Source organism: Mycobacterium sp. SMC-4 (genome assembly GCF_025263265.1).
Taxonomy (GTDB): domain Bacteria; phylum Actinomycetota; class Actinomycetes; order Mycobacteriales; family Mycobacteriaceae; genus Mycobacterium.
Map to the genome: position 1 here is coordinate 3,881,665 of NZ_CP079869.1, position 23,083 is coordinate 3,904,747.

The 23,083-nt window shown below is 65.4% G+C and carries 23 protein-coding genes and 1 rRNA gene; 4 read left to right on the plus strand and 20 right to left on the minus strand.

Annotated elements, in window-relative coordinates:
• Nucleotides 1–31: 31 nt before the first annotated feature.
• Both KXD98_RS18330 and murA read right to left on the minus strand, forming a co-directional pair.
• Nucleotides 32–1,553: ribosomal RNA gene (locus KXD98_RS18330) — 16S ribosomal RNA — on the minus strand.
• Nucleotides 1,554–1,863: 310 nt separating this feature from the next.
• Nucleotides 1,864–3,117: a UDP-N-acetylglucosamine 1-carboxyvinyltransferase gene (gene murA / locus KXD98_RS18335; RefSeq protein WP_260765290.1), complete on the minus strand. Its 1,254-nt coding sequence runs from the start codon at nt 3,115–3,117 to the stop codon at nt 1,864–1,866.
• Between the two features lie 81 nt (nt 3,118–3,198).
• Between murA and KXD98_RS18340 the strand changes: the two genes are divergently transcribed.
• A complete protein-coding gene (locus KXD98_RS18340; protein WP_260759767.1) occupies nt 3,199–3,774 on the plus strand; it encodes a cob(I)yrinic acid a,c-diamide adenosyltransferase in 576 nt (191 codons plus the stop codon).
• Here KXD98_RS18340 and KXD98_RS18345 read toward each other — a convergent pair.
• The 15 genes from KXD98_RS18345 to rpmE all read right to left on the minus strand — a co-directional run bounded on the left by KXD98_RS18345 (nt 3,768) and on the right by rpmE (nt 16,612).
• On the minus strand, nt 3,768–4,214 hold the full coding sequence (locus tag KXD98_RS18345; RefSeq protein WP_260759768.1) for a DUF2550 domain-containing protein: 447 nt from the start codon (nt 4,212–4,214) through the stop codon (nt 3,768–3,770). The genes KXD98_RS18340 and KXD98_RS18345 overlap by 7 nt on opposite strands.
• A 6-nt stretch (nt 4,215–4,220) precedes the next feature.
• Nucleotides 4,221–4,586 carry a F0F1 ATP synthase subunit epsilon gene (locus KXD98_RS18350; protein ID WP_260759769.1) on the minus strand — a complete coding sequence of 122 codons (366 nt, stop codon included), beginning with the start codon at nt 4,584–4,586 and terminating at the stop codon, nt 4,221–4,223.
• Between the two features lie 39 nt (nt 4,587–4,625).
• Entirely contained in the window at nt 4,626–6,059 is a 1,434-nt protein-coding gene (gene atpD / locus KXD98_RS18355; RefSeq protein WP_260759770.1) for a F0F1 ATP synthase subunit beta, read from the minus strand.
• Nucleotides 6,060–6,098: 39 nt separating this feature from the next.
• Nucleotides 6,099–7,028: a F0F1 ATP synthase subunit gamma gene (locus tag KXD98_RS18360; RefSeq protein ID WP_260759771.1), complete on the minus strand. Its 930-nt coding sequence runs from the start codon at nt 7,026–7,028 to the stop codon at nt 6,099–6,101.
• A gap of 25 nt (nt 7,029–7,053) precedes the next feature.
• Complete coding sequence (atpA, locus tag KXD98_RS18365; RefSeq protein ID WP_260759773.1) at nt 7,054–8,697, minus strand: F0F1 ATP synthase subunit alpha; 1,644 nt, start codon at nt 8,695–8,697, stop codon at nt 7,054–7,056.
• Nucleotides 8,698–8,751: 54 nt separating this feature from the next.
• Nucleotides 8,752–10,089: a F0F1 ATP synthase subunit B/delta gene (locus KXD98_RS18370; RefSeq protein ID WP_260759774.1), complete on the minus strand. Its 1,338-nt coding sequence runs from the start codon at nt 10,087–10,089 to the stop codon at nt 8,752–8,754.
• Complete coding sequence (locus KXD98_RS18375; RefSeq protein ID WP_260759775.1) at nt 10,089–10,604, minus strand: F0F1 ATP synthase subunit B; 516 nt, start codon at nt 10,602–10,604, stop codon at nt 10,089–10,091. Before KXD98_RS18375 ends, KXD98_RS18370 begins: the two co-directional genes overlap by 1 nt.
• Nucleotides 10,605–10,613: 9 nt before the next feature.
• Nucleotides 10,614–10,859: a F0F1 ATP synthase subunit C gene (locus KXD98_RS18380; protein WP_126332965.1), complete on the minus strand. Its 246-nt coding sequence runs from the start codon at nt 10,857–10,859 to the stop codon at nt 10,614–10,616.
• Nucleotides 10,860–10,960: 101 nt separating this feature from the next.
• Nucleotides 10,961–11,713, minus strand: coding sequence for a F0F1 ATP synthase subunit A (gene atpB / locus KXD98_RS18385; RefSeq protein WP_260759776.1), 753 nt, complete (start codon nt 11,711–11,713; stop codon nt 10,961–10,963).
• 22 nt (nt 11,714–11,735) lie between these two features.
• A complete protein-coding gene (locus tag KXD98_RS18390) occupies nt 11,736–12,203 on the minus strand; it encodes an ATP synthase subunit I (protein ID WP_260759777.1) in 468 nt (155 codons plus the stop codon).
• Nucleotides 12,204–12,465: 262 nt separating this feature from the next.
• On the minus strand, nt 12,466–13,662 hold the full coding sequence (locus KXD98_RS18395; protein ID WP_260765291.1) for a glycosyltransferase family 4 protein: 1,197 nt from the start codon (nt 13,660–13,662) through the stop codon (nt 12,466–12,468).
• 33 nt (nt 13,663–13,695) lie between these two features.
• Nucleotides 13,696–14,358 carry an L-threonylcarbamoyladenylate synthase gene (locus tag KXD98_RS18400; protein ID WP_260759778.1) on the minus strand — a complete coding sequence of 221 codons (663 nt, stop codon included), beginning with the start codon at nt 14,356–14,358 and terminating at the stop codon, nt 13,696–13,698.
• Nucleotides 14,359–14,372: 14 nt separating this feature from the next.
• Entirely contained in the window at nt 14,373–15,206 is an 834-nt protein-coding gene (gene prmC / locus KXD98_RS18405; protein ID WP_260759779.1) for a peptide chain release factor N(5)-glutamine methyltransferase, read from the minus strand.
• Nucleotides 15,207–15,223: 17 nt separating this feature from the next.
• Nucleotides 15,224–16,297 (minus strand): peptide chain release factor 1, encoded by a 1,074-nt coding sequence (prfA, locus tag KXD98_RS18410; RefSeq protein ID WP_260759780.1) that lies wholly within the window; start codon nt 16,295–16,297, stop codon nt 15,224–15,226.
• 75 nt (nt 16,298–16,372) lie between these two features.
• Nucleotides 16,373–16,612: a 50S ribosomal protein L31 gene (rpmE, locus tag KXD98_RS18415; RefSeq protein ID WP_260759781.1), complete on the minus strand. Its 240-nt coding sequence runs from the start codon at nt 16,610–16,612 to the stop codon at nt 16,373–16,375.
• A gap of 372 nt (nt 16,613–16,984) precedes the next feature.
• Between rpmE and KXD98_RS18420 the strand changes: the two genes are divergently transcribed.
• On the plus strand, nt 16,985–17,311 hold the full coding sequence (locus KXD98_RS18420; protein WP_260759782.1) for a hypothetical protein: 327 nt from the start codon (nt 16,985–16,987) through the stop codon (nt 17,309–17,311).
• Nucleotides 17,312–17,389: 78 nt separating this feature from the next.
• On the opposite strand, the gene fadD1 is transcribed toward KXD98_RS18420, so the two are convergent.
• Nucleotides 17,390–18,988 (minus strand): fatty-acid--CoA ligase FadD1, encoded by a 1,599-nt coding sequence (gene fadD1, locus KXD98_RS18425; RefSeq protein WP_260759783.1) that lies wholly within the window; start codon nt 18,986–18,988, stop codon nt 17,390–17,392.
• Between the two features lie 108 nt (nt 18,989–19,096).
• Here fadD1 and KXD98_RS18430 point away from each other — a divergent pair, with 108 nt between their 5' ends.
• Nucleotides 19,097–19,774 (plus strand): TetR/AcrR family transcriptional regulator, encoded by a 678-nt coding sequence (locus KXD98_RS18430; RefSeq protein ID WP_260759784.1) that lies wholly within the window; start codon nt 19,097–19,099, stop codon nt 19,772–19,774.
• On the opposite strand, the gene KXD98_RS18435 is transcribed toward KXD98_RS18430, so the two are convergent.
• A complete protein-coding gene (locus tag KXD98_RS18435; protein WP_260759785.1) occupies nt 19,737–20,306 on the minus strand; it encodes a maleylpyruvate isomerase family mycothiol-dependent enzyme in 570 nt (189 codons plus the stop codon). The genes KXD98_RS18430 and KXD98_RS18435 overlap by 38 nt on opposite strands.
• A gap of 96 nt (nt 20,307–20,402) precedes the next feature.
• Between KXD98_RS18435 and KXD98_RS18440 the strand changes: the two genes are divergently transcribed.
• Nucleotides 20,403–20,807, plus strand: a complete 405-nt coding sequence (locus KXD98_RS18440; protein WP_396883240.1) for a MarR family winged helix-turn-helix transcriptional regulator — start codon at nt 20,403–20,405, stop codon at nt 20,805–20,807.
• 28 nt (nt 20,808–20,835) lie between these two features.
• On the opposite strand, the gene rho is transcribed toward KXD98_RS18440, so the two are convergent.
• Nucleotides 20,836–22,785 (minus strand): transcription termination factor Rho, encoded by a 1,950-nt coding sequence (gene rho / locus KXD98_RS18445; RefSeq protein ID WP_260759787.1) that lies wholly within the window; start codon nt 22,783–22,785, stop codon nt 20,836–20,838.
• Between the last annotated feature and the right edge of the window lie 298 nt (nt 22,786–23,083).

The following is a 23,083-nucleotide window of genomic DNA, read 5'->3' on the forward strand; positions in this document are numbered from 1 at the left end:
GGGGCCGGCCAGGTCTCGTGGTGCTCCTTAGAAAGGAGGTGATCCAGCCGCACCTTCCGGTACGGCTACCTTGTTACGACTTCGTCCCAATCGCCGATCCCACCTTCGACGGCTCCCTCCCACAAGGGGTTAGGCCACCGGCTTCGGGTGTTACCGACTTTCATGACGTGACGGGCGGTGTGTACAAGGCCCGGGAACGTATTCACCGCAGCGTTGCTGATCTGCGATTACTAGCGACTCCGACTTCACGGGGTCGAGTTGCAGACCCCGATCCGAACTGAGACCGGCTTTGAAAGGATTCGCTCCACCTCACGGCATCGCAGCCCTTTGTACCGGCCATTGTAGCATGTGTGAAGCCCTGGACATAAGGGGCATGATGACTTGACGTCATCCCCACCTTCCTCCGAGTTGACCCCGGCAGTCTCTCACGAGTCCCCACCATAACGTGCTGGCAACATGAGACAAGGGTTGCGCTCGTTGCGGGACTTAACCCAACATCTCACGACACGAGCTGACGACAGCCATGCACCACCTGCACACAGGCCACAAGGGAACCGACATCTCTGCCGGCGTCCTGTGCATGTCAAACCCAGGTAAGGTTCTTCGCGTTGCATCGAATTAATCCACATGCTCCGCCGCTTGTGCGGGCCCCCGTCAATTCCTTTGAGTTTTAGCCTTGCGGCCGTACTCCCCAGGCGGGGTACTTAATGCGTTAGCTACGGCACGGATCCCAAGGAAGGAAACCCACACCTAGTACCCACCGTTTACGGCGTGGACTACCAGGGTATCTAATCCTGTTCGCTCCCCACGCTTTCGCTCCTCAGCGTCAGTTACTGCCCAGAGACCCGCCTTCGCCACCGGTGTTCCTCCTGATATCTGCGCATTCCACCGCTACACCAGGAATTCCAGTCTCCCCTGCAGTACTCCAGTCTGCCCGTATCGCCCGCACGCCCACAGTTAAGCTGTGAGTTTTCACGAACAACGCGACAAACCACCTACGAGCTCTTTACGCCCAGTAATTCCGGACAACGCTCGGACCCTACGTATTACCGCGGCTGCTGGCACGTAGTTGGCCGGTCCTTCTTCTCTCACTACCGTCACTTGCGCTTCGTCGTGAGCGAAAGGGGTTTACAACCCGAAGGCCGTCATCCCCCACGCGGCGTCGCTGCATCAGGCTTGCGCCCATTGTGCAATATTCCCCACTGCTGCCTCCCGTAGGAGTCTGGGCCGTATCTCAGTCCCAGTGTGGCCGGTCACCCTCTCAGGCCGGCTACCCGTCGTCGCCTTGGTAGGCCATCACCCCACCAACAAGCTGATAGGCCGCGGGCCCATCCCACACCGCAAAAGCTTTCCCCCACCAGGCCATGCGACCAGCAGGGTATATCCGGTATTAGACCCAGTTTCCCAGGCTTATCCCAAAGTGCAGGGCAGATCACCCACGTGTTACTCACCCGTTCGCCACTCGAGTACCCCGAAGGGCCTTTCCGTTCGACTTGCATGTGTTAAGCACGCCGCCAGCGTTCGTCCTGAGCCAGGATCAAACTCTCCAAACAAAAAACATTCAGAACAAGCCTGACCAAACAAAAGACACCAAAACTGGCATCAAAAAAACCACACCCCTAAACGGGAAAAAGAAGTGCGGCAAAAAAAACAACAAACAAAAACCACCAAACACACTATTGAGTTCTCAAACAACACACCCGGTTTCAGGCAACCCTGCCACTGTACTGCATGTGATCAGGGAAGTCAAACCCCGTCCGCCGCATCTTTCGACCGGGGCCGTGGGCATCTGAAAGGAAATACTACGCCCTGTCGGCCAGACGCCCAAATGACCAGCGTAGAGCGGGTTTCGGACCCTCGAGTCTACGTGACGCGCTCGATTTCCGCACCCAATCCGACGAGATTCTCGACGAACTTCGGATACCCGCGATCGATATGGAACACATCGTGCACCTCGGTCTCGCCGTCGGCGACGAGCCCAGCGAGCACCAGCCCGGCGCCGGCCCTGATGTCCGATGACCACACCGGTGCGCTCGACAACTGCGGAATGCCGCGCACCACCGCGTGATGCCCATCGGTTCGCGCGTCGGCACCGAGACGAATCATCTCTTCGACAAATCGAAACCGGGCCTCGAAAACGTTTTCGGTGATCATCGACGTCCCGTCGGCCACTGCGGCCAAGCCGATCGCCATCGGTTGCAGGTCCGTCGGGAATCCGGGAAACGGGAGGGTGGCCACATTGACCGCTTTGGGGCGCTCGTACTGCACCACCCGGAATCCGTCGTCACTCTGGGTGACCGTTGCGCCCGCATCGTGCAGTTTGTGCAGGACCAGCTGCAAATGCGCGGGATCGATCCCGGTGACCGAAATGTCTCCGCGGGTCATCGCTGCCGCGATCCCCCAGGTGGCAGCCACGATCCGGTCCCCGATGACCCGGTGCTCGGTCGGATACAGCCGATCAACACCGGTGATCGTCAGCGTCGACGAGCCGGCACCGGAAACTTGCGCCCCCATCTGGTTGAGCATCGTGCACAGGTCGACCACGTCAGGTTCTCGGGCCGCGTTGTGGATGGTCGTCACCCCGTCGGCAAGTACGGCCGCCATCAGGATGTTCTCGGTCGCGCCGACCGACGGGAACTCCAACTGGATCTCGGCGCCATGAAGATGGTCAGCCTCGGCGACCACGCAGCCGTGCTCGATGTTGCACCGCGCACCGAGCTGACGCAGCCCGGACTGATGCATGTCCAACGGCCGGGATCCGATCGCATCGCCGCCCGGAAGGGCCACCTTGGCCTTCTTGCACCGACCGACCAACGGGCCCAGCACGCACACCGACGCGCGAAACTGCCGAACCGCGGCGAAGTCAGCGTCGTACTTGAGCTCGTCAGGTGACGTGATCCGCACGACGTCGCCGTCGAGCTCGACGGTTGCGCCGAGACCGCGCAGCACCTCGGCCATCAGCGGCACATCAAGGATGTCCGGGCAATTGGTGATCGTGCTGGTGCCTTCGGCCAGCAGCGCAGCCGCCATCAGTTTCAGCACACTGTTCTTCGCGCCGCCGACAGCAACTTCGCCCGATAACCGGCAACCGCCGGTCACCACGAAATGGTCGCTCACGACGGCTAGTGTAAACAGCCCGTCATCGCATGTCAGTCTCCCGAGCCGCGAGGGTCCGAGGCCGTCCCGTACGGTTTGGACATGGCTGTTCATCTGACACGGATCTATACCCGTACCGGCGACGATGGCACGACCGGGCTCAGCGATTTCAGCCGCGTGTCGAAGAACGACGCGCGGTTGGCGGCCTACGCCGACTGTGATGAAACCAACGCGGCGATCGGGGTCGCCGTAGCCCTGGGACAGCCCGATGAGCGTCTGGACGCCGTGCTGCGCCAGATCCAGAACGACTTGTTCGACGCCGGCGCCGACCTGTCCACACCGGTCGTGCAAAACCCGGAATACCCACCGCTGCGCATCCAGCAGAGCTATATCGACCGTCTCGAGAAATGGTGCGACGAGTTCAACGAGCCGCTGCCGGCGCTCAACTCGTTCGTGCTGCCGGGCGGTACGCCACTGTCGGCGCTGTTGCACGTGGCCAGGACAGTGGCCCGTCGTGCCGAGCGTTCGGCCTGGCACGCCGTGGACACCCATGGCGACACGATCAGCGTGCTGCCCGCGAAATACCTGAACCGGCTCTCAGACCTGCTGTTCATCCTGTCCCGCGTGGCCAACCCCGATGGAGATGTGCTGTGGCGGCCGGGTGGCGGAACTCAGTAGGACCGACGCCGCGTTCGCGGTGAGGGTCGGGACTCCAGCCAGGACGTGAACGCGGTCAATGCCCCCCGGTCGAGCGCGATCTCATAGCCGCGGCCACGCTCCGGGCTGATGTCACGAAGTTCCAGGATGACGATCTCGTCGGTCATGATGTCGAACTCGTCACCGCGCGGTGAGCGCCGCGACACGATCTCCAGGCCACGCCGACTCAAGGTCCGGTCAGGCCACCAGCGCAGACTCGACAACCGGTAGAAACCGGCTTCCCCACCGCGGTATCGCATCACGCCGTGCCGCCAACCTTGTCCGCCGACCGCGGGGATGTCTCGCAAGATCGCGGCGGTTCCGCCGAACTGGCGCAGCTTCCACAACCGGTAGCCCAAGACCGCGACCAGGACAGCCAGGACACCGACGAGCGCGACCATGAACAGCATGGACGCGCTCATCGGCGGTCAGTCCAGTTGACCGAGGGCACGCAGACGTGCGCGACCCCACGCAGCAGTCCGCTCGTCGTCAGACTCCGAGTCCTGCTTGGCCTCGTCGGCGTTGATCTCCGATTCGAACTGCGCGTTCTCGACGAGGATCCGCACGGCCTCGTCGGTCACCGACAGGAATCCGCCGTCGACCGCGATACGCAGGTCGTCCTCTCCCTCACGCTCGACCCGCACCATCGCGTCGTCGACGAGCTGGGCGACCAGCGGGATATGCCGCGGCAGGATTCCGATCTCGCCGGAAGTGGTGCGGGTGAACACGAATGTGGCTTCGCCCTTCCACAGTTCGCGCTCCACGGCGACGATCTCCACGTTCATGTCCGCCATGTCACACCACCTCCCTGAACCCGATGCCCAACTCGACGATCACAGCTTCGCGCCGAGGCTTTCGGCCTTCTTGGCCAGATCGTCGAGTCCGCCGATCAGGAAGAACGCCTGCTCCGGCAAGTGGTCGAAGTCGCCCTTGGTCAGCTTGTCGAACGCCTCGATGGTCTCCTTCAGCGGCACCGTCGAGCCCGGCTGGCCGGTGAACTGCTCGGCGGCCATCATGTTCTGGCTCAGGAAGCGCTCGATCCGGCGTGCCCGGTTCACCAGCTGCTTGTCCTCTTCGGCGAGTTCGTCGATACCGAGGATCGCGATGATGTCCTGCAGGTCCTTGTACCGCTGCAGGATACGAATCACTTCCTGGGCGACCCGGTAATGCTCGTCGCCCACCACCGCGGGGTCGAGGATGGTCGAGCTCGAGGCCAGCGGATCCACCGCCGGGAAGATGCCCTTCGAGAACACCGAACGCGACAGCTCAGTGGTGGCGTCCAGGTGGGCGAACGTGGTTGCCGGGGCCGGGTCGGTGTAGTCGTCGGCGGGCACGTACACGGCCTGCATCGAGGTGATCGACTTTCCGCGCGTCGAGGTGATGCGCTCCTGCAGCTCACCCATTTCGTCGGCCAGCGTCGGCTGGTAACCCACCGCCGACGGCATACGACCTAGCAGCGTGGACACCTCGGAACCGGCCTGGGTGAACCGGAAGATGTTGTCGATGAACAGCAGCACGTCCTGGCCCTGCTCGTCGCGGAAGTACTCCGCCATCGTCAGCGCCGACAACGCCACGCGCATGCGGGTGCCCGGCGGCTCGTCCATCTGACCGAACACCAGCGCGGTGTCCTTGAGCACGTTGGCGTCCTCAAGCTCGACCCACAAGTCGTTGCCCTCGCGGGTGCGTTCACCGACGCCGGCGAACACCGAGGTACCGCCGAAGTTGCGCGCGATGCGGTTGATCATCTCCTGGATCAGCACCGTCTTGCCCACCCCGGCACCACCGAACAGGGCGATCTTGCCGCCGCGGACATAGGGGGTCAGCAGGTCGACGACCTTCAGACCGGTTTCCAGCATCTCGGTGCGGGGCTCCAGATCGGAGAACGCCGGCGGCTTACGGTGGATCGACCAGTGATCGAAATCCTTGCCGTAGCCGGGCTCGTCGAGGCAGTCGCCGAGAGCGTTGAACACGTGGCCCTTGACGCCGTCACCGACCGGCACCGAGATGGAACGGCCGGTGTCGGTGACCTCGACACCACGCACCAGACCGTCGGTGGGCTGCATCGAGATGGTCCGGACCAGGTTGTCGCCGAGGTGCTGCGCGACCTCCAGGGTCAGGGTCTTGGACAGCTCCTTGTAAGAGATGTCGGCGTGCAGCGCGTTGAACAGCTCCGGCACGGAGCCCCGGGGGAACTCCACGTCGACGACCGGGCCGGTGATGCGGACCACGCGACCGGTGGTCTCCTTGGCTTCTGCTGGTGCACTCATGTTGTTTCTTCGCTTCCTAACGGGGCGTACTGCTGAAGGTCACTTGGCGTCGGCCAGCGCGTTGGCGCCGCCGACGATTTCGCTGATTTCCTGGGTGATCTGCGCCTGACGTTCGCGGTTTGCCGCCAAGGTCAAGGACTTGATCAGATCGTCGGCGTTGTCGGTGGCCGACTTCATCGCCCGCCGCCGCGAGGCGGACTCCGACGCCGCGGCCTCCAGCAGCGCCGCGTACACGCGGGTTGCGACGTAGCGCGGCAGCAACTTGTCGAACAGCGTTTCGGCATCCGGCTCGAACGAGAACAGGGTCTGCGGGCCCTCGCTGGGCGCGTCGTCCTCGACGTACTCGACTTCCATCGGTGCGATCCGCCGCGCCGCCACCGTCTGCGAGAGCATCGACCGGAACTCGGTGAAGACAATGTGCAGTTCGTCGACACCGAGAACACCGTCGGCACCCGCTTCGTCACCGTCGTCGTCGGCACCCGACATGAACGTCGTCACCAGGGTCTCGGCGATCTCTCGGGCGTCCTCGTAGGTGGGCCGCTCGGAAAACCCGGTCCACGACTCGACGACCTCGCGCTGACGGAAGCTGAAGTAACCCAGCGCTTTACGGCCGACGACGTAGAGGACCGGCTCCTTGCCCTCCTCCCGCAGCAGCGAGAAGAGCTCCTCGGACTGCCGCAACACGTTGGCGTTGTAGGCGCCGCAGAGCCCGCGGTCGGACGACACCACCAGCACACCGGCCCGCCGCGCATTCTCCCGCTGCACCAGCAGCGGGTGATCAAGTGCGCTCGCGCTGGCCAGCTCGGTGAGCATGCTGGTGATCTCGGTGCTGTAAGGCCGAGCCGCCTCGACTCGGGCCTGCGCCTTGGAGATCCGCGACGTGGCGATCAGTTCCTGCGCCTTGGTGATCTTCTTGATCGACCCGGCGGAACGGATGCGCCCACGAAGCTCGCGCAGTGTTGCAGCCATCTAGCTCTCCAGACCCTTCAGGTGTCTACTTCTTGGGGGCCGGCTTGCGGACCTTGACGGACTCCTTCTCGACGTCCTCCTCGTCCATGGCCTCGGCCTTGGGGTCGACTGCCACCGAGCTGCCGTCAGACGCAGAGAAGCCCTTCTTGAAGTCGTTGATGACCTTGACCAACTTCTCCTCGTTCTCCTCGGAGAACTTCTTGCTCTCCCGGATGTCCTTGAGGATCTCGCCGTGCGAGCCCCGCACGTGCTCGAGCAGATCGGTCTCGAAACGCGAGACGTCTTCCACCGGAACCGAATCGAGGTGACCGCCGGTACCCAGGAAGATCGACACGACCTGCTCCTCCACCGGGAACGGGGTGTACTGCGGCTGCTTGAGCAGCTCGACCAGACGGGCACCGCGATCCAGCTGCGCCTTGGAGGCCGCGTCCAGGTCGGAGGCGAAGGCAGCGAACGACTCGAGCTCGCGATACTGCGAGAGCTCCAGGCGCAGACTTCCCGCAACCTCTTTCATGGCCTTGATCTGGGCGGCGCCGCCGACGCGGGACACCGACACACCGACGTTGATGGCCGGTCGCACACCCTGGTTGAACAGGTCGGACTCCAGGAAGCACTGACCGTCGGTGATCGAGATGACGTTGGTCGGGATGAACGCCGAGATGTCGTTGGCCTTCGTCTCGATGATCGGCAAGCCGGTCATCGAACCACCGCCGAGCTCATCGGAGAGCTTCGCGCAACGCTCGAGCAGACGCGAATGCAGGTAGAAGACGTCACCGGGAAAAGCCTCGCGGCCCGGCGGGCGGCGCAGCAGCAGCGAGATGGCGCGGTAGGCGTCGGCCTGCTTGGTCAGGTCGTCGAACACGATCAGCACGTGCTTGCCGTCGTACATCCAGTGCTGACCGATTGCCGATCCGGTGTAGGGCGCCAGCCACTTGAACCCGGCTGCGTCCGACGCCGGCGCCGCGACGATGGTGGTGTACTCCATCGCGCCACCCTCTTCGAGAGCGCGCTTCACCGACGCGATCGTGGTGCCCTTCTGGCCGATCGCGACGTAGACGCAGCGCACCTGCTGCTTCGGGTCACCGGTCTCCCACGCTTCACGCTGGTTGAGGATGGTGTCGACAGCGACCGCGGTCTTGCCGGTCTTGCGGTCACCGATGATCAGCTGACGCTGTCCACGACCGATCGGCGTCTGGCTGTCGATGGCCTTGATACCGGTCTGCAGCGGCTCGGACACGCCCTGGCGCTGAACCACCGAAGGCGCCTGCAATTCCAGCGCGCGGCGGGTGTCGGACTCGATGTCGCCCTGGCCGTCGATCGGCTGACCGAGCGGGTTGATCACGCGGCCGAGGAACGCGTCACCGACCGGTACCGAGAGCACCTCACCGGTGCGCTTGACCTGCTGGCCCTCTTCGATCTTCTCGAAGTCGCCGAGGATCACCGCGCCGACTTCGTGCTCGTCGAGGTTCAGCGCGACACCGAGCACGCCGCCGGGGAACTCGAGCAGTTCCTGGGTCATCACCGAGGGCAAACCCTCGACGTGGGCGATGCCGTCACCGGCGTCGATGACGACACCGACTTCTTCCCGGTCGGACTCCGCGGAGAAGGAGGAGACGTAGTCCTCGATCGCCCCTTCGATGTCAGAAGCCGAGATTGTCAACTCTGCCATGGCTTTTCGTCTTCCTGCCTGTTGTTACTTGAGTGCTTTGGGTGCTCGGGCCGGTCAGTCCGGCAGTCCCGAGCGGGCTGCCGCCAGCCGGGAGGAGATGGAACCGTCGATGACCTCGTCGCCGACGGTGATGAGGAGTCCACCGAGCAGCTCGGGATCGATGTCCAGTTGGACCGAGACCTCGGTGCCGTAGATGCGGCTGAGCACCTCGGTCAGACGCGTGCGCTGATCGTCGGACAGTTCGGCTGCCGCAGTGACCTGAGCGACGGCTTCGCCCCGCCGCGCCACCGCCAGCTCGGCCAGGTCGTTGACGGCGGCATCGGCGGACCCGCCGCGCAGCAGCTCGATCGTCTGGGTCAACAACGCCATGGTGGTGGCGTTCACTCCCCCACCGGACTCGAGGACCTTGTTGAGCAACCCGACCCGCTTGTCGGCATCCGCCGTCGGATCCGACAGTAACCGGTTCAGCTGGGGTTCATTGTCGAGAACCCGACCGAACCGGAACAGCTGTTCTTCGACCTCTTCGCCGTGTCCGTCCCGTTCGGCGCCGACCAGCAGCGCCAACCGCGCCGCGTGCTCCAGCGCATCGACGAGGTTGCCCTCGGTCGACCACCGTTGCGCCACTGCATTTTTGAGCAGTTCGAGGGCGGCCGAGTCGACCTTGCCGCTGAAGAGCTGCTCGACCATCCGCACCTTGGCAGACGAGTCGGCGGCGGGTTCGGCGAGGTGCTTGTTGAGCGCCGGCTCCGAGAGCAGCAGCTTGCTGATCGCAGCGAGGCTGTCGGCCGACGCCACGAGCGAGTCGGCGTCGGCGCCCTCTGCTTCGGCCTCGAACCGCTTGACGACCTCGGCCAGCGACTCCCTACTGGCGGCACGCAGATTCAGAGCAGCGCCGGATTCAAGAACCGCCGGCGACGGCGCCATCTCGCTGAGGCCGTCGAGGAAGCGATCCACCGTCGAGGACTGTGCGGCCGGGTCCGAGACGTAATTGCGGACGATCTCCTCGGCCTTCTGCACCGACTCCAGGCCGAGGTGTTGCCGTAGACCTCGGACGGTCTGCTGACGCAACAACTCCACCTGCTGCTGCCCTTGCGACTTGATGCGCTCGGCCTCGACGGCAGCTTGCGCACGAAGTTGCTCGGTGATGCGTTCCGAGTCCGACTGCGCCTCATCTTTGACCTGGTTCGCCTCAGATTCGGCGTCCTGCAGAGCTTTCTGGTGCATCTGATCGGCGTTGGCAAGCTTGTCGGCAGCAGACTTGCTCTCCTCCAGCGCCGCCCGCACCGCTTCCTGCTGGTTGTGCATCATCCGCCGCACGAGCGGAACCACGAACCGCCATACCACGTAGGCGACGATGGAGAACCCGATGAGGTTTCCGATGAACGTCGACATCAGCGCCTCTCGCTCGTGATGTCGTTGACGTCGACACCCAGGATGCGGCTTGCCAGCGTCTTGGACAGATCGTCCACCGAGGACTCCAGCTGAGTCGTGGTGGTGGCCGCGGTCTGTTCGAGAGTCGCGCTGGCGGACTGCAGTTGTTCGGACACTTCGCCTCCGGCTTCGGCTCTCGCCTGGTCGATGACCTGACGGCCCTCGGCGCGGGCCTGGTCGCGGATCGCGGCAGCCTCGCCGCGCGCACCCGTCATCGCCTTGTTGTAGTCGTCCTGAGCAGCCTCGAGCTGCTTGGCCGCCTCCCGGTTGTCAGCAGCCGTCTTGGCGAGCATGGCCTCGCGTTCGGCCAAAACCTTGCTGATCGGCGGCACAACCCACTTGGCGATCACGGCGAGAACGACCAGGAAGATCAACAGCACCACGAAAAAGGTGCCGTTGGGCAGCAAGAAGTTGCTGGTCGCCTCGCTTTCGTCGGCAGCCGGGGCTGCCAGGACGGCTGCGGTCAGATCACCCATGTCGCTGAATTAGCCGACCGGGGTGGCGAAGACGAACAGCGCCATGAACGCCAGGTTGATGAAGTAGGCCGCCTCGACCAGACCGACGGTGATGAAGAACGGGGTGAACAGTCGACCCTGCGCCTCCGGCTGGCGAGCGATGCCCGAGATCAGCGCATTACCGGCGACACCGTTACCGATACCGGCACCGATGGCACCGCCGGCCATGATGAGACCGCCGCCAATGAGCGCGCCGGCAGCGATTGTGGGATCCATTCCTTGTCCTCCTTGATATCTGGCAGTGATGCCTACCAGGGTCTTGGTGCTTCTTTCAGATCAGTGTCGTCGTGCAGCGGTCCAGTCGAACCGCGGTCTCGCTAGTGATGCTCACCTTCGTGCTCGAGTTCCATGGACTGCCCGAAGTAGAGAATCGTCAGCAGCGAGAAGATGAAGGCCTGGATGAGTCCGATGAACACATCGAACGCCTTCCAGATCGCGTTGGGCGCCCAGAGGATCCAAGCGGGGAACATCGCGATCAGGCCGATCATGATGGTTCCGGCGAAGATGTTGCCGAAGAGACGCAGAGACAGCGAGATCGGCTTGGCGACCTCCTCGACGAGGTTGATCGGCGCCAGGAAGGCGACGTGACCCTTGAGCAGACGCTTGGGGTGGCCCAGCACGCCGCGCCGCCAGATCCCTGCGGCGTGGTAGGCGATGAAGACGAACGCTGCGAGAGCGAACACGAAATTCACATCCGCTGCGGGCGGCTTCAGCACTTCGTGTTCAAGTCCGTCGCTGCCGGTGTACTGCACCGGCAGCACCGCCATCCAGTTGGCGACCAGGATGAACGTGAAGAGAGTGACCGCCAACGGCAGGATGAACGGCGCGATCTTCATCCCGATCGCGCTCTCGACCTGATTGCGGAACTGGATGGTGACCGTCTCGAAGAACAACTGGACACCGCCGGGCACTCCGGTCGAGGTCACCTTCGCACGAAGGTAGAACGCCAAGGCCAGCACCACGGCAGCCGCGATCGCCGTCGACAGCACAGTGTCGACATTGACCGTCATGCCGAACCACTCTTGCTCGATGTGGTGGCCGACCTGGAGCGCCAGGATTTGTTCGCTCATCTGTGCATTGATCCTTTGGTGCTTATCCGTCGGTGGAAGTCGTTGCAGCGGAACTCGGAGATGCCTCGGCGCCGTCGTCGTCACCGGTCCGCAGCTTCTTGAGGACCGGCAGCGACGTGCTCAGCACCAGAATCACCTGAAATAGTGCCAAACCGAACAGCACGCCCAACCCCTGCGGTCGGAAGTAGAAGGCGATGCTGAGTCCGACCACGGTGATCACCACGAGGCGGGTGGCCGAATTGAGCGCCATTTTGCTCTTGAGTGGATGATCACTGGCCGTGATGGACTGAACGCTCCGCCTCACCAGCAGAGCGTTGGTCAAACCCAGAGCCAGGCCGATACCGAAGAACAGCCCGAACATCGGGTGTCCGAGCAGCGCTGCCGCGACAGACGCGACTCCGGCGACGGCGACACACACCCCGGACAGCATGGCGGGCCGGAAAGCAACGGACGGAAACACCAACGGCGCGTCGTGCGCTGGCGTCGTCACTGCTTCACCTCGATCTCGCGGTCGTCGTGTGATGTTGTCAGAGCCGTCCCGATGATCCGGTGCGTGGCGCCCGTAGCGTATCGGAGGGCGGCGAGCGCACTGGAATCACCCAAGGGGTAGCTCCCTGTGATCGGTCGAACAGTCGGTCAATGTCTGCGTCACGGTTCGGCGGAACCGATGGCCGGAGGCCGGCAACCCGCGCGGTTTCGGTCGGGTTCTCAGAGAACCCTAACACACCGCACGGGCCGGAAAAGAGGGCCTACTACTTCTCGTCGTATAGCCCCCGGCCTGCATCATCGCGTCGACCGAGCAACGGGATCAACGTCACCACCAGAGCGATGAGGATGGCCGCGACCATGGCCACCGCGGTGCGCCGCGGATCGAAGAAAATCGAGCTTGCCGCACCGAGGGCGACGATGCCGACCCAGAGGTAGACGAGCAGTACCACCCGCCGGTGCGAGTGCCCGATCTCGAGCAACCGGTGATGCAGATGCATCTTGTCCGGGCTGAAGGGGCTGCGGCCTGCCCGGGTGCGCCGGATGATCGCCAGCAGCATGTCCAAGGCCGGCACGAACATCACGGCGACCACCAGAAGGAATGGCGAGAGCAGGGCGAACACATCGCGCACCCCGTAGGCGGTCTGCGAGATCGGCCCAGCGGCCGTCGTCGAGGCCGCCGCGAGCATCAGACCGATCAGCATCGACCCCGAGTCACCCATGAAGATCTTGGCTTTGTGGAAGTTGTGCGGCAGAAACCCCAGGCAGGCACCTGCCAACACCACCGAGATCACTGCAGGCGGATAGAACAGCACGTCACCGCCGTGATCACGCAGCAGACCGACCGAGAAGATGCAGATTGCCGAGGCGGTGATCAGGCCCAGCCCGGCAGCCAATCCGTCGAGCCCGTCGACGAAATTCATCGCGTTGACCACGGCCACCGTCAGCGCCAGCGTCAGCAGGATCGACGCGACCTGGTCGAGCACAATCGTGCCGACCCCGCCGAACGGGATATAGAGCACGCTCCAGGCCACGCCCATTGTCACCAGCACGCTGGCCGCGGTGATCTGCCCGGCGAACTTGGTCAACGCGTCGAGCCCCCAGCGGTCGTCGATCAAACCGACGAGCATGATCAGGCCGCCGGCCACCACGACCGCAGGCAGGCCCGACGAGTACACGAAGCCTCGGGTCAGCGCCGGCAGCTGGGAGGCCAGCAGCACCGCCGCCACCACCCCGAGATACATCGCCAGCCCACCCATACGAGGCGTCGGCTGCAGATGGACGTCGCGCTCCCGCGGGTAGGCCACCGCGCCCCAGCGCATCGCCACCACGCGAACCAAGCCGGTGGCCAGGTAGGTGATGATGGCCGCGGTCAGCCCCACCAGGGCCAGCTCCCGCAGCGGGACACCGGCACCACGATCGGACAGCGCCAGCGCGCTCTCCGACAGGGAGCTGGAGAACATCACCGCGCCACCGTAATCCACCGCGTCGGGCGCTCAGTCGGGTTGCGGCAGCAGCGTGGCGGCCTCGACGCGCAACACGTCGGCGATCGCGTCAACGGTGACCGGCCCCTCCCGGAGGATGCGCGGGTGGGCTCCGGTCAGGTCGACGATCGTCGATGCCGCCTGCGCCTGCGCAGGTCCGCCGTCCAGATAGACCTCGACGAGGTCGCCGAGTTGCTCACGGGCCGCGGCGGCGGTGACAGCTGCCGGATGCCCGGACAGGTTGGCGCTGGAGACCGCCATCGGCCCGACCTCACGCAGCAACTCGATGGCCACCGGATGCAGCGGCATGCGCAGCATCACCGACCCGTGCGCGTCACCGAGGTCCCACTGCAGCGACGGGGCCTGGTGCACCACCAGGCTCAGCGCGCCGGGCCAGAACGCGCGGATCAGTTCTTTCGCCGTCGGCGGCACCGTGTACACCAGGCCCTGAATCGTGTGCCAGGAGCCGACCAGCACCGGCACCGGCATGTTGCGCCCGCGTCCCTTCGCCGCCAATAGAGCCGCGACGGCCTCACTGTCGAACGCATCGGCACCGATGCCGTAGACGGTGTCGGTCGGCATGACCACGAGCCGGCCGCCTTTGAGGGCACTGATCGCCGAGGCGATTCCCGTCGTGCGCTGCGCCGGATCCGAGCAGTCGAACATCTCAGCCATCGATCACCAATCTCTCACCCGCCCCGCCGAGCGGTCACGAATCGGGCGCGACCGGTCCAGTCGTGTCGCGCGGTGACGTTGTCGAAACACCGGGCGCGGTGGAACAGTTCGACGGTCTGACCGGAGGTGGTGTCGTCATGCTCGACCGCGCAATAGCCGCCGGGCCGCAGCAACCGCGTGGCGGCGTCCACGATCGGGCCGATCACCGCCATGCCGTCGACACCGCCGAACAAGGCGTGCTCGGGGTCGTGTTGGGCCACTTCGGGTTCCAGCTGGGCGCCGGCGGGAATGTAGGGCGGGTTGGCCACCAGCAGATCCACCGGCGCATCGAGGTCAGCGAGCAGGTCGGGCGCAGTGACGTCGGCGCGCACGAGTTCGATGCCGGTGTCCCCCACATTGCGGCGGGCGTAGTCCAACGCCTGCTCGGAGTCGTCGACGGCGATCACCCTGGCCCCGGGATGGCGTGCGGCCAACGCCAGTGCGAGAGCACCCGAACCGGTGCACAGGTCGACGATCACCGCTTGGGCCGGCAACGGCTGGATCGAAGCCCACTCCAGGAGCGCTTCGGTTTCCGGCCGCGGGATGAAGACCCCGGGGCCGACCTGCACGGTGACCGGACCGAAGCTCGCGGTGCCGGTGAGATGTTGCAGGGGCACGCGCTGGGCGCGCAAGGCAATCAACTGTCGGTAGCGATTCAGGAATGCGGCGCCGGGGGTGCTCAGCGCGAGCAATCCGCGCGGGACAGCGGCGATGTGTTCAGCCAACAGCTCGGCGTCGACGCGCGCCGACCCCACCCCGGCGGCCGTCAACTCGTCGGTCGCGGCCTTGATCGCCTGACGCATGGTCATCGGCCGCTGCGCCAGACTCACGTGCTCTGCAGCCGCGTCTGCCTGTCGGCCGCGGCCAGGGCGTCGAACAGGGCGTCGAGTTCGCCGTCGAGCACCTGGTCGAGATTGTGGGCCTTGAAGTTGATGCGGTGGTCGGCGATCCGATTCTCCGGGAAGTTGTAGGTCCGGATTCGTTCGCTACGGTCCACGGTGCGGATCTGGCTGGCGCGGTCGGCGGAGGCGTCGGCTTGCGCCTGTTCCTCGGCCAGCGCCTGCAGTCGGGCGGCCAAAACCTGCATGGCGCGCGCCTTGTTCTGCAGCTGGGAGCGCTCGTTCTGGCAGGTCACCACAATGCCGGTGGGCAGATGGGTGATGCGCACCGCAGAGTCGGTGGTGTTGACCCCCTGTCCCCCCTTGCCGGAGCTGCGGTAGACGTCGATGCGCAGATCGGATTCGTCGAGTTGCACCTGCTCGACTTCCTCTGGCTCGGGGTAGACGAGGACGCCTGCTGCCGAGGTGTGCACCCGACCTTGGGATTCGGTGACCGGCACCCGCTGGACGCGGTGCACCCCGCCTTCGAACTTCAGCCGAGACCACACCCCGTCAGCCGAATCCCCCTTGCTACGGATGGACAGCGTCGCGTCCTTGTAACCACCGAGATCGGAACTGGTCTCGTCGAGGATCGTGACGTTCCATCCGCGGCGCTCGGCATAGCGGATGTACATCCGGGCCAGGTCGGCGGCGAACAACGCCGACTCCTCACCACCTTCCCCGGACTTCACCTCGAGCACTATGTCGTCGGCGTCATGCGGGTCGCGCGGAGCCAGCAGATCGGCCAGTTGCGTCTCGAGTTCGGCGACGGTGGCGCTGAGTTCGTCGACCTCCGTGGCGAACGACGCGTCATCGGCGGCCAGTTCGCGGGCAGCCTCGAGGTCTCCGCGGGCGATCTCCAGTTTGCGGTGCGCCGCAACGATCGGGGAGATCTGAGCGAATCGGCGACCGACCTTGCGGGCAGCACCGGGGTCGGCATGCAGCTCCGGATCGGCCATCCGCTGTTCCAGGTCGGCATGCTCGGCGAGGACGGCATCGATCGCCGTTGTGGTGTCGGTCACCCCGCCTCCTTGTCGTACCGACGAAACGGCGCCCGCCCTGCGCAGAAAGCGACAGGTCGGGCGCCGATCGGATGTTTACTTGTCGGCTGCGGACGCGCTCTGGCCCGCCGAGCGCTTGCCGTAGCGCTTCTCGAATCGCGCGACGCGGCCGCCGCTGTCGAGGATCTTCTGCTTGCCGGTGTAGAACGGGTGGCACTGCGAGCAGACCTCGACAGTGATGTTGCCGCTCTTCTTCGTGCTGCGGGTGGTGAAGCTCGCCCCGCACCCACACAGCACGTTGGTCTCGACGTAGTCAGGATGAATCCCTGATTTCATTGGTTTCCCTCTTCGATCGTGGGCCCCGGGTCGCCTCTGGAGAGCTCGAGAGATTGCGGCGTGAACCGGAACCGAGGTGTCGGCGATCCATTATGCCAGGACGACCGCCAGCAGCCTAAACGCGCAGACGACCAGCGCTATTCCGGTGGGCCCCCTGGTCGTGCCGGTAGCACCTTCTTGTGAATTCCCTATGGGCACGTGTGCGGGCAATCGCCCCGGGTAGACCGAGCGGACGGCGACATGGTCGATCAAACACCGGCTCGTCGCCGTGTCGGACAGAAGCAACCAACAGTTTCGGAGAGCACCATGAATATGAAGAGCCTTGTCAAGGCGAGCGCCCTGTTAGCTGGAACCGGCATTACGGCAATCGGAGTGAGCGCAGGCATCTCCGGTGCGCAGGTTCCTCCACCGCCCCCACCGCCCAACATCGACGTGACCCTCGCGCCGCCACCTCCACCGCCCCCACCGCCACCGCCGCCGGGCGCACCACTGCCGCCTCCGCCGCCGCCTGGCGCACCACTGCCGCCCCCGCCGCCGCCGCCACCACCGCCGCCGCTGTTCCACACTGCGCCGCCGCCACCGCCGCCTCCGCCGCCGCCGGGCGCACCGCTACCCCCGCCGCCACCCCCGCCGCCTGGCGCGCCGATCTTCGTGGAGACGCCGAGGCCTGCCGAGGCCCCGACACTCGTCATCGATTAGGCACCGGCCCGGGGATTCCAGAGCGCCCCGTCGTTGGCATTGCGCCCGCGGCGGGGCGTTCGCCGTGGCTACCGAAGCTCAGCCGTGGGAGGGACTCGCCGGTTGCTCGCCGGCCCCCTGAAAGGAATGGCCCACCCGCCGCCACAGCACCCCGCCTGTCGGCGCGGACCCCATCTCGACCAGTGCCCGTTTGAGGATTTTGTTGGTGGCGGTGGCCGGCAGTCGGTCGGTCAGCCAGACGTGACGTGGCCACGCCTTGGGCGACAGGTCTGGCTGCGCAGCCAGGAAGTCTGCGAACTCATTCGGTGTCAGCGTTGCGCCGTCCTGCAGTACCAACGCGGCCATCACCTGGTCACCGACGTGTTCGTCGGGCACCGGGTAGACCGCGACGGTGCTCAGGACCGGCAACCTGATCAGGATGCGTTCGATGGGCGCGGCGGTCATGTTCTCGCCGTCCACGCGCATCCAGTCGGCGGTCCGGCCGGCGAGATAGATCCAGCCCTCGGCGTCGCGGTAGGCGAGGTCGCCGCTCCAGAACATTCCGTGGCGCATGCGCTCGTCGGTCGCGCCGGGGTCGTTGTAGTAGCCGGCGAACATGCCCGCCCCCTGCGTGTTGACCAGTTCGCCGATCGCTTCGTCGGGATTGCTCAGCGCGCCGTTTTCGTCGAACCGCGCGACGGCGCATTCGGTCAACGTCTCGCCGTCATAGATCGCCACACCCGGGAAGCCCTTGCCGATCGAGCCCGGCGGACAACCGTCGTCGCGGGTCACGGTGACAGCATTCTCGGTCGACCCGAAGCCGTCCCAGACCTGGCAATCGAAGCGGCGCGCGAACTCGGCGATGTCACGGTCGGTGGCCTCGTTGCCGAAAGCCACCCGCAGCGGGTTGACCGCATCGTCGGGGCGCTCGGGGGTGGCGAGGATGTAGGCCAGCGGCTTGCCGACGTAGTTCATGTACGTCACGCCGTGGCGGCGGATGTCGTCGAGGAAACCAGATGCCGAGAAACGCGCCGGCACCATGGCAGCGCCCGCGTTGAGCGCGACCGACCAACCGGCCAATACTGCGTTGCTGTGAAACAGCGGCATCGACAGATAGCAGACATCCTCAGCGGTCAGTCGGTAGCGATCGGCCAGCGCCGCCCCGGCCAGCAACACCATCGCGTGCATGACCTGCACGGCCTTGGGGTCACCGCTGGTACCCGAGGTGAAAATCAGCATGAACGTGTCGGTGGGGCTCGGCTCCCGATGCGACGTGAGCTCCCCAGCGCCGGCCAGCAGGTCCCGGTAGTCGGGGCTGCCGACATTGATGACGCGCACCCCGGGTAGGTCCACATCGTCGAGGAGCGGAGCGTGCTCGTCGTCGGTGAGTACGAGCTGGCAGTCGGCGCGCAGCATGTCACGCGTGAGCGCAGCTCCCCGCCGGGTGTTGTTGATCCCGCACAGCACGTAACCTCCGAGACCGGCGGCCGCCATCGCAGTCAGCATCTCCGGCGTATTGCCCAGCAGTGTGCCGACATGCAGGGGCCGGTCCGCATCGGCAATGCCGATCAGCGCCGCCGCTTGGGCATTCGCGGTGCGCAGATGTTCGCGCCACGTCCAAGTCTGTCCCTCGTAGGCGACGGCGATACCGTCGTCGCCGCTCAGTTGCCGCAGCAGCTGCTGGACTGTCTCGGCCACCCGCCCGCCTTTCGCATCCGTATACAAATCTCAATACTTGTCTACTCGACTGGTCACAGCTGGGCCACATCGCCCCACCCCGAACCGGCCATTTGCGAAGATAGGGCGATGAGCGTGGACACTGCGGTCGATTCGGCGTCAGCGCCGGAGATCAAACCCTCGGTGCGCGACCGACTGATCGACGCCGCCGAACGGTGTTTGACAGTCAAGGGGATCCGCGCGACCACCGTGTCAGAGGTGGCTGAGGTCGCCGGGGTCAGCAGGGGTTGGCTCTACCGCCACTTTCCCGACAAAGCCGAACTGTTGGGTGCAGCGATCGTCCGCCTCAACGACGCGTTCTGGACCGAGTCGCGGGCACGTCTGGATGCGCTGAACGGACTCGACCAGCGCATCGCGGTGGGAGTGGCACTGGCCCGGAAAGAGTCCGAAACTCCCGGCGCCCTGGTACTCAAGCTCCGCCAGGAAGAGCCTGAGGCGTTCACGGCGTGTGTCGGGCTCGGCGTGCGCGGACTCATCCCGGAGATCGCCGCGTTCTGGGAGCCGTATCTGCGCGCGGCCGTCGAGTGCGGCGAGATCCACCAGAACACCGACTGCCCCGAGGCTGCGGAGTGGATCGCGCGGCAGATGATGAGTCTGGCGACGGTGCCCGGAGAGCAATGCGATGTCGACGACCCCGACTCGGTGCTGCGCCACGCCCGGCGCTACATCGTTGCGGCGCTGCGGTGCGATCCCCGGGAGGCCGACGAGGTCAGCCACGCCCGGTCATCATCATCAGCAGATCTCTGATCGGCGCCTGAACCGGGTCGCCCTGACCGACGGCGAAGTCGGCGTCGGTGGCCATCAGATGCTTGGCGGCGAGGCGCCGTCGCGCGTGGAATGGAAAACCGCGACTCCACACGTGGTGGGCCGCAGCGACGGCGGCCTCGGTCGGCATCACCCGCGCGATCCCGAGCGGGACGCAGATGTCCTGAGTGTGCACCAGCACGTCGGTGAGCGGATCGAACACCGTGGTCCCTGGCGGGTGGCGTCGGCAGCCGACCGTGCTACGCAACCGAGCAGCGACTTCGGCCGGAGTTCCGCCGTCGGCGCGGGCCATCCTGTCGATGACCGCGTTCATCCGGAATCCACCGCGAGCGATCTCCCACAACATTCTCGGCGCACCCAGCGTCGAATGGGTCAGGTGTGCCGCCACGTGCCCGACGGTCCATCCCCGGCACAGCGAGGGCGTGCGCCAGGCGTCGGTATCGAGGTCCTCGAGCAGACCGGCAAGCTCACTGCGTTGCACGTCGATGTGGCGCCACGCGGCTTCGGTATCCATGGCCACCCCTGTCATTAGTCAGAAGACCTGACTAAATTAGTCAGGGATTCGAACTAAAGTCAAGATGTGACCGAGCACCCGTCCACCGCGACCCTGATGTTCATCGCCCACCGTGACGTCGAGACGCGGGTGATGGACGCGCTCGCAGACGCGGGGATCTCGGACATCACGCAAGCGCAGTCCCGGCTGATGCAGCGACTGGACCCCGCCGGCATGAGGCTGACCGACCTCGCCGAACAGGCACGCGTCACCAAGCAGACAGCCGGGGCGCTCGTCGACCAGCTGGAACGGGCCGGCTACGTGCGCCGCCTGCCCGACCCCTCCGACGCCCGCGCCAGGCTCGTCACGCTCAGCGACAAAGGTGTCCGCACGTGCCGGATCGCCGCAGCCGAAATCGGCCGTGTCGAAGCGCAATGGCGAAATCACCTTGGCGACAACGCCTTCGACGCGCTACGTACAGCGCTGATCGCGCTGCGTGAGATCACCGATCCGTACTGGTGACCATTGTGGCGCTCACGGCGGACCCGATTCAGTCGACGTCGGCACCACCGGGGGTGTTCTTGGAAACCTGAACCAGGAACTCGTAGTTGTTCTTGGTCTTGCGCAGTTGGCTCATCAGCAGATCGATGGCCTGGTGCGGGTCCAGCCCGGACAGCACCCGACGCAGCTTGTGCACAATCGCGAACTCGTCGGGCGAGAGCAGCAGCTCGTCCTTGCGGGTACCCGACGGGTTGACGTCGACTGCCGGGAAGACGCGCCGCTCGGCAATCTTGCGGTCGAGTTTGAGCTCGGCGTTACCGGTGCCCTTGAACTCCTCGAAGATCACCGTGTCACCGGTGGAGCCGGTTTCCACCATGGCGGTGGCGATGATCGTCAGCGATCCGCCCTCTTCGATGTTGCGGGCTGCGCCCAGAAAGCGTTTCGGCGGATACAGCGCGGTCGAGTCCACGCCACCGGAGAGGATGCGCCCGGAAGCCGGGGAGGCGTTGTTGTACGCGCGGCCCAGCCGGGTGATCGAGTCGAGCAGCACGACAACGTCCTTGCCCTGCTCGACCAGACGCTTGGCGCGCTCGATCGCGAGCTCGGCAGCCTGGGTGTGATCCGAGGGCGGGCGGTCGAAGGTGGAGGCGATGACCTCACCCTTGACCGAGCGCTGCATGTCGGTGACCTCTTCGGGGCGCTCGTCGACGAGCACGACCATCAGATGGCACTCCGGGTTGTTGCGGGTGATCGCGTTGGCGATGTCCTGCATGATCGTGGTCTTACCGGCCTTGGGCGGCGACACGATCAGGGCGCGCTGCCCCTTGCCGATCGGCATGATCAGATCGATCACGCGGGTGGTCAGCTTGTCCCCGGAGGTCTCCAGACGCAGACGCTGGTTGGGGTAGAGCGGCGTGAGCTTGTTGAACTCCGGCCGCTTCTTGGCCTCCTCGACCGGCTTGCCATTGACACTGTCGAGGCGCACGAGCGGATTGAACTTCTGCCGCGGATTCTGCCCCCCGCCGCTGTCACCCTCCTTGGGCACGCGGACAGCACCGGTGACGGCGTCCCCGCGACGCAGACCGTTCTTGCGCACCATATTCATCGACACGTAGACATCGTTGGGGCCGGCCAGGTAGCCGGAGGTCCGCACGAAGGCGTAGTTGTCCAACACGTCGAGGATGCCCGCGACGGGCTGGACGACATCGTCGTCACGCAGCTCGGCCTCGGCATTGCCGCCACCCTCGCCGCCGCGTTCCCGCCGCCGGCGGTCCCGGAACCGTCGTCCGCGCCGGCCCTGACGGCCCTCGCCGTCGTCGTCGCCGGTGTCGGAGCGGTTGTTGTCTGCGCGGCCGCGGTTCTGTCCGCCCTGCTGGTCGCCATCGGAGCGATTGTCGGAATCGTTGCCCGATTTCTCGGACTTCTGCGCCCTATCGGCCTTCTCCGAAGAATCCGAAGTGTCGCCGGACCGGTCGGCCTTCGCATCCTGAACGTCGCGGTTGCCGCGGCCGCCCCGTTCGACGCGGTTGCTCTTGTCCGAGTCGGCGCTCGTGGCCCCGTCGGACTGGCCACCGTCGGACTGGCCAGCGCCCTGCTCACCGCCGGGTTTACCCTGGTCACGCGAGGCGCCGCGACGCTCGCGGCGGGGCGCCTGCGCGGCGGGGGCCTCGGCAGCCTGAGCCGTGTCGCCGGATTCCGCGGCCGACGCGTCGCCGGCGGGGGCACTCGGGGCCGGGGCGCCATTGCTTGTCGATCCACGGCGCTCGCGGATGGCGGCGACCAGGTCGCCCTTGCGCATCCCCGAGGCACCATCGATGCCGAGTTCCTTCGCCAGCGCGCGCAGCTCGGGCAGCACCATGCTGGTCAACGCACCACCGCGGCGCGCCGCGGCCGGGGCCGCGCTGTCGCCCGTGGAGGGGGGAACTTCTGGGCTCACGGAGGTGGGCAGCTCACCGGAATTGGCGCTGTCACCAGCCGTGATGAGGTCCGTATCGGTCACGGATTTCCTTTCTTCCCTCGCTGACCGAGTCACGCGGGGGTTCGGTGCGGTCAGCCGATCCGCTGATCGCGAAGGTCACACCATTGCCACTGCAACGGTGATCGCCGGGCATCGTCGAAAAACGACGAACCGTCAGTCCACAAATTGAACACCTGAAAGAAGAGTGGTCGTCCTAGTGTCGGCGCAGGCACAGACGCTGCGATTGCTGGACGATTGCGAGGATAACTCGCATCCGGGACGGAAGCAAGAAAGCCATGGTCGGCATGTTGGCGCCCGGTGCACCTGTGCTAGCCACTCA

Coding starts and splice junctions, on each gene's coding strand:
- KXD98_RS18430 (WP_260759784.1), top strand. CDS start 19,097: ATGAGCGTGGACACTGCGGTCGATTCGGCGTCAGCGCCGGAGATCAAA.
- atpD (WP_260759770.1), bottom strand. CDS start 6,059: ATGAGTGCACCAGCAGAAGCCAAGGAGACCACCGGTCGCGTGGTCCGC.
- atpA (WP_260759773.1), bottom strand. CDS start 8,697: ATGGCAGAGTTGACAATCTCGGCTTCTGACATCGAAGGGGCGATCGAG.
- KXD98_RS18345 (WP_260759768.1), bottom strand. CDS start 4,214: ATGAGCGCGTCCATGCTGTTCATGGTCGCGCTCGTCGGTGTCCTGGCT.
- KXD98_RS18395 (WP_260765291.1), bottom strand. CDS start 13,662: ATGTTCTCCAGCTCCCTGTCGGAGAGCGCGCTGGCGCTGTCCGATCGT.
- atpB (WP_260759776.1), bottom strand. CDS start 11,713: ATGAGCGAACAAATCCTGGCGCTCCAGGTCGGCCACCACATCGAGCAA.
- KXD98_RS18400 (WP_260759778.1), bottom strand. CDS start 14,358: ATGGCTGAGATGTTCGACTGCTCGGATCCGGCGCAGCGCACGACGGGA.
- KXD98_RS18375 (WP_260759775.1), bottom strand. CDS start 10,604: ATGGGTGATCTGACCGCAGCCGTCCTGGCAGCCCCGGCTGCCGACGAA.
- rpmE (WP_260759781.1), bottom strand. CDS start 16,612: ATGAAATCAGGGATTCATCCTGACTACGTCGAGACCAACGTGCTGTGT.
- KXD98_RS18360 (WP_260759771.1), bottom strand. CDS start 7,028: ATGGCTGCAACACTGCGCGAGCTTCGTGGGCGCATCCGTTCCGCCGGG.
- KXD98_RS18440 (WP_396883240.1), top strand. CDS start 20,403: ATGTTCATCGCCCACCGTGACGTCGAGACGCGGGTGATGGACGCGCTC.
- KXD98_RS18340 (WP_260759767.1), top strand. CDS start 3,199: ATGGCTGTTCATCTGACACGGATCTATACCCGTACCGGCGACGATGGC.
- KXD98_RS18370 (WP_260759774.1), bottom strand. CDS start 10,089: ATGTCGACGTTCATCGGAAACCTCATCGGGTTCTCCATCGTCGCCTAC.
- KXD98_RS18435 (WP_260759785.1), bottom strand. CDS start 20,306: ATGGATACCGAAGCCGCGTGGCGCCACATCGACGTGCAACGCAGTGAG.
- KXD98_RS18380 (WP_126332965.1), bottom strand. CDS start 10,859: ATGGATCCCACAATCGCTGCCGGCGCGCTCATTGGCGGCGGTCTCATC.
- KXD98_RS18350 (WP_260759769.1), bottom strand. CDS start 4,586: ATGGCGGACATGAACGTGGAGATCGTCGCCGTGGAGCGCGAACTGTGG.
- prmC (WP_260759779.1), bottom strand. CDS start 15,206: ATGACCATGCGTCAGGCGATCAAGGCCGCGACCGACGAGTTGACGGCC.